We start from the raw sequence: 12,953 nt of genomic DNA, 5'->3' as shown, positions 1-12,953 counted from the left end.
TTAGACTATCATTTTTTCTACATCGGTAATCACCTTTTTTATGGAAAAGGGTTTGGTCACATAACTATCGGCACCAAGTCCCAATCCCTTTTCAACATCGGCAGGTTTGCTTTTTGCTGATATAAAAATGACCTTGGTCCGTTTTAATTCCTTATTTTTTCGAATCTGTTTTAGCGTTTCATACCCATCCATCTTGGGCATCATAATGTCCAAAAGGATAACATGGGGCAATTCTGCCCTGGCGATTTCCAGTGCTTCGGTACCATCCCTGGCAATAAAAACCTGGAAATCCTTCTTTTTAAAAGCATATTCCAACGACATTACAATGTTGGGTTCATCATCCACTATTAAAATCTTTTTACTCATTTTGCTTTAGGTATCGTAAACACCAATCGTGCCCCCTTTTTAAATTTCCGATCTGCCCAAATAGTTCCATTGTGACTTTCCACAATGCTCTTACAAATGGCCAGCCCAAATCCACTTCCCTGGGGTTTCTTGGTATTCTGGTTTTTTGACTGATAGAATTTTTCAAAAATATAATTGTGGTCCTCCTGCGGTATTCCGCGACCATTGTCCTCCACGGCTATGGCAATTTCCTTTTTCTTCTCCTCCAGTACTATTTTTACCTTTCCGTTTTTTCCTTCCGTAAATTTTAGGGAATTGGACAATAAATTGGTAAGCACCTGAAGGATACGGTCCTCGTCATAGCGTCCCCCCAGGTATTCCGATTCCCTGAATTCCACTTGTATGCCTTTTTTTGTAGCTATCTGCTCAATGCCATTGACCGCCCTTTTTATGGTTCCGTTGATGTTCCTGGTTTGGATATTGAGCTCCGTGCGGTTGGAGGATAGCTTTTCCAAATCCAGGATATTATGGATCAGTTTGGCCAAACGGTCCGTATCCTTGCCGATGTTCTCCAGAAATTGTTGCCGTAGTGCAATGGGCATATTTTCATCCTCCAGCACTTCCGATGCTGCCTTAATTGAGGTAATTGGCGTTTTTAATTCATGGGCGACCGTATCCAAAAACTCGTCCTTTAACCTATCCTGTTGTCGCAGTTCTTCGTTGGCGGATTGTAATTTGGTCGCCATTTGGGACAACTCTTCGGACTTTTCCATCAACAACCTATTGTTGGCCTTGGTCTCCTTGCTTTCCTCCAAAATATGAAGGACCTCTACCAGACTAATGGGTTTTTCTTTGGAGACCGATGCCAAAAGAATTTTTGCTGATGCGCTACCGATGGAGCCCGTGAGCAGTTTTTCGGAAAAGTTGATCAATCTGGAATCTGCTTTCTCTTCTTTTTCAGAGATATTATACTTTTTATTGAAAAGGGATAAGGCCCTTTGCGTACGTTGTTCCCCCAAAAAGCGATTCAACAACCGTTTGATATCGGCCACATAGGCTTCGCCCTTCCAGACAAATGCACCCTCTTGAAGATTCTCGTAGTTCTCATGATGGACGAACATTTCCGCATAATTCCGTTCCCGATAATTGCCCTTGGCCCATAGGGAGAGGCCAACAAAGGACAAGGTATTGAAGCTTAGGCTCCATAAAAAGGCATTGCTCTCCGGAGTAAGGTACTCCAGTCCGAAAAGTTGGGATGGTTTGAGCCATGATTGCCCCAACAGCCCTTCTTCCAAGAAATCCGAAGCTGGGGATACCACATTGGCAATAATGGGAAGCAAAAGGGTATAGATCACAATTAAAATCCCTATGGCAATACCCATTTTTGCCGCCTTTGCCGTGCCCCTTCTCCAAAACAATCCCAAAAAGAACGATGGCGCCAATTGGGCAATGACCACAAAGGAAATCAATCCAATGGAGTAGAGTGACAACTGGGAAGAGAACTGGACGTAAAAAAAGTAGGCGACCGTAATCAATAAAAGAATGGCTATCCTTCTGATACCTTTGATGCTTTTGGCATTTTCCTCTGGATTGCCTTCCACCAGTTTTTTGATAAACCCATAGGGAATGATAACATTATTGCTTACCATGGTGGATAATGCCAGCGTGGACACTACAATCATGGAAATTACCGCGGAGAACCCTCCCATAAAGACCAAAAGGGCCAAAAGGGTATTCCCGGTTTGTAACGGCAATAGGAGTGAATAGTAGTCGTGGTTCACCGTTTCCGGTAATCTAAGGTTACCGGCCCAGGCAATAAAGATGACAAAAACGTTGAACAGCAATAAATAAAGGGGAAACATCCATATAGCCTTTTTAAGATGGTTCACATTGTGATTTTCAACCACGGCTACATGAAACTGTCTTGGCAACAGAAAGATGGCAAAAAACGAAAGAAGGATAGTGAACATCCAATTGAACCCATTTTCCAAGCCGCCAAAAGAACTCAATTGCTTGAAGTTTTCCATTGCCGAAGCTTTTTGATGGATATCCGAGGTTCCATCAAATAGAAAATAAACCACAAAAATCCCTATGACCAAAAAGAAGAACAGCTTTAGGACGGACTCCAGGGCCACTGTGGCCATAATACCCCTTTTGCCCTGGGAGGCATCGGTGGACCGCGTTCCAAAAAAGGCCACAAAAACCGCAATGAGCAAAGCAATGTAGAAAGTGGAGTCGTCCAGTATTCCAGTGGCCGCATAACTATTTTCACTGGAGACCAGGGCAAAGGTCTCCGAAACTGCTTTTAATTGTAGGGCGATATATGGAATTATGGCCAAAAGGCAGGTTAGGGTCACCAAAGCACCCAAAGGTCTGTTATTGCCATAACGCAGTGAAATAAAATCGGCAATACTGGAAATTTTATGCTGTTTTGAAATACGAATGATCTTTCGCATTAAAACGATCCACAGCGGTAAAGCGATTACCGGTCCCAAATAAATGGCCAGAAAGCTTATCCCCGATCTGGAAGCAATACCCACGCTTCCGTAATAGGTCCATGCGGTACAATAAATAGCCAACGAAAGCACGTACACGTACGGATTGTTCACCAATTTGCCGCTATGTTTCCTCTCCGCCCAATAGGCCAGGAAAAAAAGGAATGCCAAATAGGCCACAATAATCAATATCAACACATAATTACTCATAGAACTTCTTAAGAATACTATATGCCACGATACTGGAAACCAACCAACTTAAAAAAATGAAGACATAAAAGGCCGGAAAACCAAGAATTTGGAAATCTACATCAAAGATGGTAACAAAGGGGACGTTCCATAGCAGGAACAGCACCACTGCCAACACCACCAATTTTTGTTGATGCCTTTTTTTCATTTTCATTAGGGATCAAATCTTTTAAAATTACGAAAACGGTGCGGCAAAATATACCACACCGCTTTCCCGTAACCAACTAAATATCAATTAGTGCGATGAGGCTTCACCTGCACCACTTGGGATTCTAATGTTCTCGACTATTTCCTGTACATCCTCCGGTGGCTCTTCCGTAAACTTGTTGACCACCACGGCCACGATAAAGTTGACCAACATGGCTATGGTACCGAAACCTTCCGGTGAAATCCCAAACCACCAACTATCCTTTAGGCCAGCTACAGCTTCCTTGCCACCATCAAATATTCCGAATTTGAACTTCAACATATAAAAGAGCATCAATGAAATACCGACGATCATACCGGTAACGGCACCTTTACTGTTCATCTTCTTATAGAAGATTCCGAGGATTATGGCAGGGAAGAACGATGCCGCCGCGAGACCAAAGGCCAATGCCACAACAGCAGCCACAAAACCGGGCGGGTTTATGCCAAAATATCCTGCAATTACTACAGCAACAGCGGCAGAAATACGGGCGGCCCAAAGCTCCCCTTTTTCGGATAGGTCCGGATTGAACACATTTTTGATCAAATCGTGGGAAACGGAAGAGGAGATGACCAACAACAATCCGGCTGCAGTGGATAAAGCTGCTGCCAAGCCGCCGGCCGCAATCAAACCGATTACCCAAGCTGGAAGATTTGCAATTTCCGGATTGGCCAATACCATGATATCGCGATCCACTTTAAGTTCATTTACTTCTGGATTGGCCACGTATTGAATGACGCCATCACCATTTTTATCGTCATGACCGATCAGACCCGTGGTCTCCCAATTTTTGAACCACTGTGGCATGGCCGCATATTCCTTTCCACTTACCGTTTCGATAAGGTTGGTTCTTGCAAATACGGCTACGGCGGGAGCAGTTGTGTAAAGTATGGCAATAAACAACAGGGCCAAACCAGCCGATTTCCGGGCATCCTTTACACGTTTCACGGTAAAGAAACGTACAATAACATGGGGAAGGCCCGCAGTACCTACCATCAATGCCAAGGTAATCGCAAAAACGTCGATAAGACTTTTGGAGCCATTGGTATATTCCGCAAAACCAAGTTCCGTGGAAAGTCCGTCAAGCTTATCCAGGAGATAGGTCCCCGAACCATCGGACAAGGTACCTCCAAATCCTAGTTGGGGAATGGGATTACCGGTCATTTGCATCGAAATAAAAATGGCTGGAACCATAAAGGCAAAGATCAGGACACAATACTGGGCTACCTGGGTATAGGTAATTCCCTTCATACCCCCCAATACGGCGTAGAATAAGACAATGACCATCCCTATAATGACCCCTGTGTTGATATCCACCTCCAAATACCTGGAAAACACAATACCAACGCCACGCATTTGGCCCGCCACATAGGTAAAGGAAACGATAAGGGCACATATGACGGCAACAATCCGTGCCGTTTTGGAGTAATAACGTTCCCCGATAAAATCAGGAACGGTAAACTTTCCAAACTTACGTAGGTAGGGAGCCAGAAGGAGTGCCAGAAGTACGTAACCCCCGGTCCAACCCATCAAATACACAGCCCCATCATAACCCGCAAAGGATATGATTCCTGCCATGGAAATAAAACTGGCCGCCGACATCCAATCAGCTGCTGTAGCCATTCCGTTGGCCAGTGGGGAAACCCCACCACCTGCCACGTAAAACTCCTTTGTGGAACCGGCCCTGGACCATACTGCAATTCCTATGTAGAGACCAAAGCTCAGCAACACCAAGACATAGGTCCAAATTTGTACATCACTCATAATTCTTTGAAGTTTTAGTTAGTTAATCGACGTCGTAGCCGTATTTTTTGTCCAGTTTGTTCATTAATCGCACATACACGAATATCAAAATCACGAAAACATAGATTGAACCTTGTTGGGCAAACCAAAACCCGAGTTTAAATCCACCTATCTTGATGTTGTTCAAGGCATCTTTGAATATGATGCCCGCTCCATAGGAAACCGCGAACCAAATGATCAATAAAATGACCAGGTACCTCAGGTTCTCCTTCCAATACGCCGTAGCTTTTTGCTGTTTTTCTGTCATAATGTGTTGGTTTATTTTATAAGAATATATGTGTTTGGATTCTAAATATATTGGTAGATTCTGCACCTGCTACGCCGACTGTTCCCGTACTGTATTCGGCGGTAATTTTGGCAAAGTGCCCGTTGATAAAGTAATTCAGGCCTATACCAACTTCACTACTGTTTTCAGGGGTAAAGTCCAAGTCTTGGTAATTATAGGTCACATAGGGCATCAATTTGGCTTTTCTGAAAAGCAGCCCCACTTGACCGTGAAGAATGGTTCCAGAAGAGGGTACCAATCCTCCGGTATTGAACCCGTCGGTATCACCAAAATTGTAATTGTAAAAGGCTCCCAAGGCATTAATGGCCAACTTGTTATTTATTGGAGCATCATAAAAGGCGTCCAATGCAAAATGGGTAACTGACTCCCTTTCCTCCAAAGTGTTTACGGCCAATGCATCGGGATGATGGAAGAAACCTGCACCGACACTGAATACTTCTTTGGAACCTAGATATGAGCCCACGAAATAAGGAAGCTTATCTGACTCTTTGTCCAACAGGTCATATTTAAAATAACCTGCGTAATTCCATGTTCCCGTACCTACGTTATTGTCAACCTGAAAACTTGGTACCGTTCCCAAGGTTCCGATATTGTTTCTTGCGTTATTGACGGATATTCTATACCCAAGTTTTCCCAACGTACCTTTGGCGTAAATACCCAGATGACGCGCAAACTGGTCACTGGTAGTGATGTTGTTCCAAGGGAACAATCGAGCATCCCCATTTCCCGACCCTGGATTATCCAAGGTCATCATATTGAGTGTGCTTTGGTTTGTAAGTCTGGAAATTCCGTTCCAATAGTGCAAACCGGAACCGATATATAACTTTTCCGGAACGACCATGAACTCAGCCCAGGCATCGTGTAAGAACAATAAACTTCTTTGGTTATCTGTTTGGGAATTGGGATTGGCCGTAAGATTTCCAGCACCCAAACTGTTCAATCCAAAATGGGTCAATATTAAAAATCTCGGCGAAATCTGGGCATAGGCCAACATCCTTGACCTTCTAATGGAAAACTTAGGACCCTGTTGGCCCGATCCTCCTTCAAGCCACATTTGATGCCACAAGATAAATCGTATGTATTTGCTACCATCGTCATTAAGATTAACCTTTAGGGGTTTGTAAGAATGGTCCACTTCGGTAGTCTCATCTTGACCATATCCGGTAGATGTCATTAGAGTGGCGATTGCTATCACCAAAAAAAGAATTAATTTCTTCATTTTTATAGATGTTATGGTTTGTTATCTGCCCAACGAACATCCTAAAAAAATGGTCTAAAGAAAAAGTTAATATATTTTTATGCTAAATTATTATACTCAATCCCGGAAACGTTCCCATTTTATGAGCATGAACTTATCTCCCAGTTCGGTAATCAAGACTCCGGCACCTGAAATATTTTGGGGATTTTGGAAGTACTCCTGCAGCTCGGACGGATTTAAGATTTTGTATGTGGGATGGTACTGGGCATGGTAAGGCCGTTTAATATTGTACTTGCGCACCCAATTCATTACGGACACATGGGAAACGCCAAGGATGCGTTCAATTTCGCGATAGGTCAATCCTTCCAAATACAACTGTAGCGCCTTATTGACGTAATAGTCATCTATCTTCTTCCCCAACTTTCCCACTGTAAAAAAATAACCACAGGACTTGCATTTGTACCGCTGCCGATTTTTGATGATTCCAGCTTTAATGAACGTATCCGAATTGCAGTTGGGGCAGAATTCCATAGTGGATATATTTATTTAGCATAAATATATTAAATTAGCGATAAACAAAATAATTGTTCAAACATCTTATTTTAACATTTAACAAACAGTACGGAAAATCTAAATTGGAGGGACCTAGAAGGTATAGGGTATTTTAAATCAAAGAAGGAATTCTTGATCAACCAATGAGATGGTTTGAAAAGGTGTTCGAAAAACAAAGTAACCCAAATACAATGGAAGGGTTTGAACCTTAAGGGGATAGTTGGCCCAAATAGGTCGCAATGTTCAAGGCGATTCGCTCATGGATATTTGAGATGTCGGCCTTTTCAAAGGCTTCCCCCGTAATATTCTCGTACAATTCAATATAACGTTCGGAAACCGACTGGATGTAGGCATCACCCATTTCAGGCACGGTCTGCCCCTCCAGGCCTTGAAACCCGTTGGACAATAACCATTGCCGTACAAATTCCTTGGACAACTGCTTTTGCGGTTCCCCCCTGTCCTGTCGTTCTTGATACCCTTGGGCGTAAAAATAGCGGGAAGAATCCGGGGTATGGATTTCATCGATCAATACAATTTCCCCATCCTTGGTTTTTCCAAACTCATATTTGGTGTCCACCAAAATCAAATCACGTCCAGCGGCGATTTCGGTCCCCCTTTGGAACAATGCCCTGGTATACTTCTCCAGAATGCTATAATCCTCTTCGGACACAATACCCCTGCCCAAAATGTCATCCCTGGAAATATCCTCGTCATGGTCTCCTTTTTCGGCTTTGGTGGCCGGGGTTATAATGGGTTCGGGAAATGGATCGTTTTCCATCATTCCATCGGGCATTGGTACTCCACAGAGTAGGCGTTTTCCCAACCTATACTCCCGTGCCGCGTGGCCTGAAAGATATCCTCGGATCACCATTTCCACCTTAAAAGGGGTACAGGCCTTTCCAACGGCCACATTGGGATCGGGTGTGGCCATTAACCAATTGGGCACAATATCTTGCGTGGCCTCCATCATCTTTGTGGCAATTTGGTTCAGAATCTGCCCCTTATAAGGGATTCCCTTTGGCATGACCACATCAAAAGCGGATAACCTGTCCGTAGCGATCATGACCAAAATGTCATTTTCAAAATGATAGACCTCCCTGACCTTTCCACGATAAACGGATTTTTGACCTGGAAAGTGAAAGTCCGTACCCATTAGTGTATTGGCCATCCTAGAATTGGTTTTGGTGTTCAATATTCTGATAGGCATCAATGACCTTTTTCACCAACTTATGCCGAATAACATCCTTATCATCCAAGTGAATGATACTTATTCCCTTTATGTTTTTCAGAATCAACAGGGCTTCCTTTAGGCCGGAAATCACCCTTCTGGGCAAATCGATCTGTCCTGGGTCACCGGTCAACAAAAATTTGGCATTTTTGCCCATTCGTGTCAAAAACATCTTCATTTGGGCATGGGTCGTGTTTTGGGCTTCATCCAATATCACAAAAGCATTGTCCAAAGTACGTCCACGCATAAAGGCCATTGGCGCAATTTGGATGGTACCGTCCTCAATGTACTTTTCCAACTTTTCGGGAGCAATCATATCCCTAAGGGCATCATAAAGCGGCTGCATATAGGGATCCAGCTTCTCCTTTAAATCCCCCGGCAAAAAGCCTAAATTCTCTCCAGCCTCTACTGCGGGCCTCGTCAAAATTATCCTACGGACCTGCTTCTCTTTTAGCGCCTTTACGGCCAACGCAACACCAGTGTAGGTCTTACCAGTCCCAGCAGGACCAATGGCAAAGACCATATCGTTTTTGGAACAGGCATCCACCAATCTTCTTTGGTTCACCGTTTGGGCCTTGATCAACCTACCATTGACCCCGTGCACCAATACCTCCCCGCTTGAGGCCGAAGATTCATAATCTTCCTTGCTGTTACTGGTCAGCAATCGTTCTATGGCGTTCTCATCCAGTTTGTTGTACTTGGCAAAGTGTTCCGTGATCATATCAAATCGACGGTCGAATTCCTCAAGCATTTCCTCATCTCCATAGACTTTGACCTTATTGCCCCTTGCGACAATTTTCAGTTTTGGAAAATATTTTTTGAGCAATTCTATATTCTCATTCTGAAGGCCAAAAAAATCCCTTGGGCTTATCTCCGTGAGTTCAATTATAAGTTCGTTCAAAAAATCAATAATTAGAAGTTAGTGGGGTTAGGAAGAAATCCTGTTTTCCTTTTACGTAAATTTACCGACAAACTTAACCAAAAATCATTTTTAGCATCAAGAATTCTTTCAACAATCCTTTATGGCCATTATTACCCTAACCACTGATTTTGGAACAAAAGACCATTTTGTGGCAGCAATTAAAGGCAGAATTCTATCCCAGGTGCCCACTACCCAAATTGTTGATATTTCGCATCAGGTCTCGCCTTTCGACATTCACGAATGTGCTTACCTATTGAAATGTGCCTATCCCGAATTTCCAAAGGGAACGATCCATGTCATTGGCCTGGAATCCGAGGAATCCCCGGAAAACGAACATATTTTGGTCCTAATGGACGGTCATTACTTCATTGGTGCGAACAATGGTGTCCTCTCCATTATGGCCTCCGGCAAAACACCGGAAAAAATAAATAGGATCAGCCTACCGAGTACCAAGCGCAATTCTTTTCCCGAATTGGAGGTATTTACCCAGGTAGCTTGCCATTTGGCCAGGGGCGGTAAGGAGGAAGTGGTGAGTAAACCATTTGGGCAATTAAAGGACACTAAAGTAGTTGAACCCAGACCCTCAAACAATGGAAAAACCATTACCGGGAATGTTATTTACATTGACCACTACGGAAATGTAGTGACCAATATTACCAAAAGTCTTTTTGAAGCCTATCGCAATGGCCGTTCCTTTGAATTGATTGCCCGAAGACATAAACTCAAGGCCATATTCAATAGCTACAACGGGCTCATAGATTTTGAACTTCCAAAAAACCAAAGAAAGGGGCCCAGCGATTTTTTGGCGCTCTTTAATGCTGCAGGTCACTTGGAACTGGCCATTTTTAAAAGTGACCTCAAAACCGTAGGGGGGGCTTCCTCCCTAATTGGCCTTAACCAGCAAGATATCATAACCATTAATTTCTTTTGAATGCTGATTAGAATCGTAAAATTGTCCTTTAAAGCGGAAAATATTTCTAGTTTTGAGCTTCTTTTCGAGGAAACCAAAGAAAAAATACGAAGTTTTGAAGGGTGCATGCATCTGGAGTTATATCAGGATTTGGAGAATCCGACCACTTTCTTTACCTATAGCAAGTGGGAAGACGAATGCTATCTGGATCTATATCGACAGTCGGATTTCTTCAAAACGGTCTGGAGCCGGACCAAAAAACTATTTCAGGACAAACCGGAAGCGTGGAGTGTTACCCAATTGGCTTCTTTAGCGTAGAAAAATATGTTGGCCATTCTTAAAAAAGAGCTTCATTCCTTTTTCAATTCACCCATCGGTTATTTGATCCTCCTGCTATTCCTCACCCTTAATGGACTGTTCCTTTGGGTCTTTAGGGGAGGTTTTAACATTTTTGATTACGGTTTCGCGGATTTGGGCCATTTTTTCCTGCTCGCCCCATGGGTGTTCCTATTTTTGATTCCCGCCATAACCATGCGCAGTTTCTCTGAGGAAAGGAAACTGGGAACATTGGAATTACTGTTGATCAAACCCCTCACCAAGACCAAAATTGTATTGGGGAAATTTTTCGGGGCTTTGAGCGTGGGCGCCATAGCCTTGCTTCCCACCTTTGTTTATGTGCTTGCCATCTCCGATTTGGGCATTACCGAAGGGAATTACGATATGGGCGTGGTTATAGGTTCCTATTTTGGGGTTTTGTTTCTAATGGCACTGTATTGCAGTATGGGCATTTTCTCTTCGTCCCTATCCGAGAACCAGATATTCGCCTTTATATTGGGGGCCGCACTTTGTTTTTTGGTCTTTTATGGTCCTGAAGCCGCTGCTTCATTGACTTCAGATGGAACGACCCAGCAACTGATCAAAAAGATTGGGGCCAAGGCCCACTTTGAGGATATCGCCAAAGGGGTTTTGGATACACGGGATCTTTTTTACTTCCTAAGCGTAACCGCTTTTTTTGTCTTTTTGGCCATTGTACGATTGAAAAAAACAAACGCACTCAACTCATGAAAGGAACAAGTATCATTGGTGGGTTGCTGATCGTTATAATGATCAATGTGATTTCAAACTATGCCTATCAACGTTTTGACCTCACTGAGGACAAACGTTTTACCTTATCAAAAGCGGCTTTGGAGTCCACTTCACAATTCGATTCCCCCGTTGTGGTGGACATCCTCCTGGAGGGAAGCCTGCCCGGGGAATTTGCCCGTTTACAGAACGAAACCGTGCTGCTCCTGGAACAATTTCAATCAAGCAACAAGAACATTGTTTACAACTTGGTAGACCCTTTGGAGGACCCTTCAACAAGGGAACGGACGATTGGTGACCTTCAACGGCTTGGACTGAAACCGGCAAATGTGACCATTGAGGAAGGGGGGAAAATGACCCAGGAACTGGTTTTTCCCTGGGCCATGGTCAACTATAAGAACAAAACCGTAAAAGTTTCGCTGCTCAAGAACAAATTGGGTGCTTCTTCGGAGGACAGGGTCAACAATTCGGTTCAAAACCTGGAATATGCATTTGCCGATGCCTTTAAAAAAATAGGACTTACCCAAAAGAAGAAAATTGCCGTACTAAAAGGGAACGGGGAACTTGAAGATCGATATATAGCCGATTTTTTAACGGGCCTTAAGGAGTATTACAATATTGGGGCGATTACCCTGGATTCCACCAAGAACCATCCGGAAAGGGTATTGGATCAGCTTTTGGGGTTTGATCTGGCTTTGATCGCAAAACCGACCGAAGCCTTTACGGAAGTTGAAAAATATGTTTTGGACCAGTACATCGTGAAAGGGGGAAAGTCCCTTTGGCTTGTTGACCAGGTGGCCATGGAACTGGATAGCCTGTTCAATGAAAGGGGAAGTAATGTAGCCGTGCGCAGGGATTTGAACCTGGACGATTTTTTCTTTAAATACGGGCTACGGATCAACCCCGTTTTGGTCAATGATCTTTACAACACACCCATTGTTCTGGCCAATGGTGAGGCCAACGACTCACAGTACAATCCCCTACCCTGGGTTTTCCACCCCATGATTTTTTCCAAGGACAACCATCCCATTACCAATAACATGGAAGCGGTTCGATTGCAATTTGCAAATGCCATTGACACCTTGGTAAATGCCAATACCAAAACCGTACTCTTACAATCCTCTCCCCTATCCAAGGTGGAAGGTGTGCCGCAACAAATTGGTTTTGATCGACTCAATTCCCCCTTGGACAAGGAAGCCTACCCCCCAAATCCCGGTTTTCCGGTGGCGGTACTTTTGGAAGGGAAATTCAAGTCGGCTTATGTGAATCGGGTCAAACCCCTTACATTAAAAGATCCCATTGAAAATGGGGATTCCAATAAAATGATCGTTATTGCGGACGGGGATATCGTTAAGAACCAATTGCAGCAAGGTAGACCCTTGGAACTGGGGTATGATAAATGGACCAACAGCTTCTATGGAAACAAGGAATTTCTGGTCAATTGCGTCAATTATTTGCTGGACGATGATGGATTTATAAACATCAGAAACAAAAATGTGGCGATTCCGTTATTGGATGCGGAAAAAGTGGTGGAGGCCAAAACCAAATGGCAACTCCTAACTATTGGAATGCCAATACTTTTGGTGGTTCTGGGAAGTCTGGTCCAAAACTACCTTAGAAAGCGAAGATTTGCGGCTTAAGTGTTGATAACTAAGTTTCCTAAGCCAGCAGTTTTAAAATATATTTGTCTTTACC

The 12,953-nt window shown here is 43.5% G+C and carries 13 protein-coding genes; 4 read left to right on the top strand and 9 right to left on the bottom strand.

The features are described from left to right. The 9 genes from L0P88_RS19880 to L0P88_RS19840 all read right to left on the bottom strand — a co-directional run bounded on the left by L0P88_RS19880 (position 1) and on the right by L0P88_RS19840 (position 9,244). Positions 1-366, bottom strand: a complete 366-nt coding sequence (locus tag L0P88_RS19880) for a response regulator transcription factor (protein WP_247131637.1) — start codon at positions 364-366, stop codon at positions 1-3. After that, positions 363-3,050: a sodium:solute symporter family transporter gene (locus L0P88_RS19875; protein ID WP_247131636.1), complete on the bottom strand. Its 2,688-nt coding sequence runs from the start codon at positions 3,048-3,050 to the stop codon at positions 363-365. Before L0P88_RS19875 ends, L0P88_RS19880 begins: the two co-directional genes overlap by 4 nt. Beyond that, positions 3,043-3,243 (bottom strand): hypothetical protein, encoded by a 201-nt coding sequence (locus L0P88_RS19870; RefSeq protein WP_247131635.1) that lies wholly within the window; start codon positions 3,241-3,243, stop codon positions 3,043-3,045. The genes L0P88_RS19875 and L0P88_RS19870 overlap by 8 nt, the downstream gene beginning before the upstream one ends. A gap of 81 nt (positions 3,244-3,324) precedes the next feature. Further along, positions 3,325-5,040, bottom strand: coding sequence for a sodium:solute symporter family protein (locus tag L0P88_RS19865; protein ID WP_247131634.1), 1,716 nt, complete (start codon positions 5,038-5,040; stop codon positions 3,325-3,327). A gap of 22 nt (positions 5,041-5,062) precedes the next feature. After that, entirely contained in the window at positions 5,063-5,326 is a 264-nt protein-coding gene (locus tag L0P88_RS19860) for a DUF4212 domain-containing protein (protein WP_158777614.1), read from the bottom strand. Positions 5,327-5,342: 16 nt separating this feature from the next. Then, positions 5,343-6,584, bottom strand: coding sequence for a hypothetical protein (locus L0P88_RS19855; RefSeq protein WP_247131633.1), 1,242 nt, complete (start codon positions 6,582-6,584; stop codon positions 5,343-5,345). 96 nt (positions 6,585-6,680) lie between these two features. After that, positions 6,681-7,094, bottom strand: a complete 414-nt coding sequence (locus tag L0P88_RS19850) for a helix-turn-helix domain-containing protein (protein ID WP_247131632.1) — start codon at positions 7,092-7,094, stop codon at positions 6,681-6,683. 229 nt (positions 7,095-7,323) lie between these two features. Further along, a complete protein-coding gene (locus L0P88_RS19845) occupies positions 7,324-8,283 on the bottom strand; it encodes a phosphoribosylaminoimidazolesuccinocarboxamide synthase (protein ID WP_247131631.1) in 960 nt (319 codons plus the stop codon). A gap of 1 nt (position 8,284) precedes the next feature. Next, positions 8,285-9,244, bottom strand: a complete 960-nt coding sequence (locus L0P88_RS19840; protein ID WP_247131630.1) for a PhoH family protein — start codon at positions 9,242-9,244, stop codon at positions 8,285-8,287. A 121-nt stretch (positions 9,245-9,365) separates the two neighbouring features. Here L0P88_RS19840 and L0P88_RS19835 point away from each other — a divergent pair, with 121 nt between their 5' ends. Genes L0P88_RS19835 through gldG form a run of 4 tightly spaced genes read left to right on the top strand, consistent with a single transcriptional unit; the run spans position 9,366 to position 12,898 of the window. Further along, on the top strand, positions 9,366-10,196 hold the full coding sequence (locus L0P88_RS19835; RefSeq protein ID WP_247131629.1) for an S-adenosyl-l-methionine hydroxide adenosyltransferase family protein: 831 nt from the start codon (positions 9,366-9,368) through the stop codon (positions 10,194-10,196). Beyond that, positions 10,197-10,493: a putative quinol monooxygenase gene (locus tag L0P88_RS19830; protein ID WP_247131628.1), complete on the top strand. Its 297-nt coding sequence runs from the start codon at positions 10,197-10,199 to the stop codon at positions 10,491-10,493. Positions 10,494-10,499: 6 nt separating this feature from the next. Then, positions 10,500-11,240 carry a gliding motility-associated ABC transporter permease subunit GldF gene (gene gldF / locus L0P88_RS19825; protein ID WP_247131627.1) on the top strand — a complete coding sequence of 247 codons (741 nt, stop codon included), beginning with the start codon at positions 10,500-10,502 and terminating at the stop codon, positions 11,238-11,240. Then, entirely contained in the window at positions 11,237-12,898 is a 1,662-nt protein-coding gene (gene gldG, locus L0P88_RS19820) for a gliding motility-associated ABC transporter substrate-binding protein GldG (RefSeq protein ID WP_247131626.1), read from the top strand. The genes gldF and gldG overlap by 4 nt, the downstream gene beginning before the upstream one ends. The last annotated feature ends 55 nt before the right edge of the window (positions 12,899-12,953 follow it).

This window comes from Muricauda sp. SCSIO 64092 (genome assembly GCF_023016285.1).
Taxonomy (GTDB): domain Bacteria; phylum Bacteroidota; class Bacteroidia; order Flavobacteriales; family Flavobacteriaceae; genus Croceivirga.
The sequence above is the reverse complement of the archived record's forward strand: the minus strand, read 5'-3'. Positions and strand labels throughout refer to the sequence as shown.

Excerpts from the sequence above, each read along its gene's own strand:
- L0P88_RS19880 (WP_247131637.1), bottom strand. The coding sequence starts at position 366 with ATGAGTAAAAAGATTTTAATAGTGGATGATGAACCCAACATTGTAATG.
- L0P88_RS19875 (WP_247131636.1), bottom strand. The coding sequence starts at position 3,050 with ATGAGTAATTATGTGTTGATATTGATTATTGTGGCCTATTTGGCATTC.
- L0P88_RS19870 (WP_247131635.1), bottom strand. The coding sequence starts at position 3,243 with ATGAAAATGAAAAAAAGGCATCAACAAAAATTGGTGGTGTTGGCAGTG.
- L0P88_RS19865 (WP_247131634.1), bottom strand. The coding sequence starts at position 5,040 with ATGAGTGATGTACAAATTTGGACCTATGTCTTGGTGTTGCTGAGCTTT.
- L0P88_RS19860 (WP_158777614.1), bottom strand. The coding sequence starts at position 5,326 with ATGACAGAAAAACAGCAAAAAGCTACGGCGTATTGGAAGGAGAACCTG.
- L0P88_RS19855 (WP_247131633.1), bottom strand. The coding sequence starts at position 6,584 with ATGAAGAAATTAATTCTTTTTTTGGTGATAGCAATCGCCACTCTAATG.
- L0P88_RS19850 (WP_247131632.1), bottom strand. The coding sequence starts at position 7,094 with ATGGAATTCTGCCCCAACTGCAATTCGGATACGTTCATTAAAGCTGGA.
- L0P88_RS19845 (WP_247131631.1), bottom strand. The coding sequence starts at position 8,283 with ATGGCCAATACACTAATGGGTACGGACTTTCACTTTCCAGGTCAAAAA.
- L0P88_RS19835 (WP_247131629.1), top strand. The coding sequence starts at position 9,366 with ATGGCCATTATTACCCTAACCACTGATTTTGGAACAAAAGACCATTTT.
- L0P88_RS19830 (WP_247131628.1), top strand. The coding sequence starts at position 10,197 with ATGCTGATTAGAATCGTAAAATTGTCCTTTAAAGCGGAAAATATTTCT.
- gldF (WP_247131627.1), top strand. The coding sequence starts at position 10,500 with ATGTTGGCCATTCTTAAAAAAGAGCTTCATTCCTTTTTCAATTCACCC.
- gldG (WP_247131626.1), top strand. The coding sequence starts at position 11,237 with ATGAAAGGAACAAGTATCATTGGTGGGTTGCTGATCGTTATAATGATC.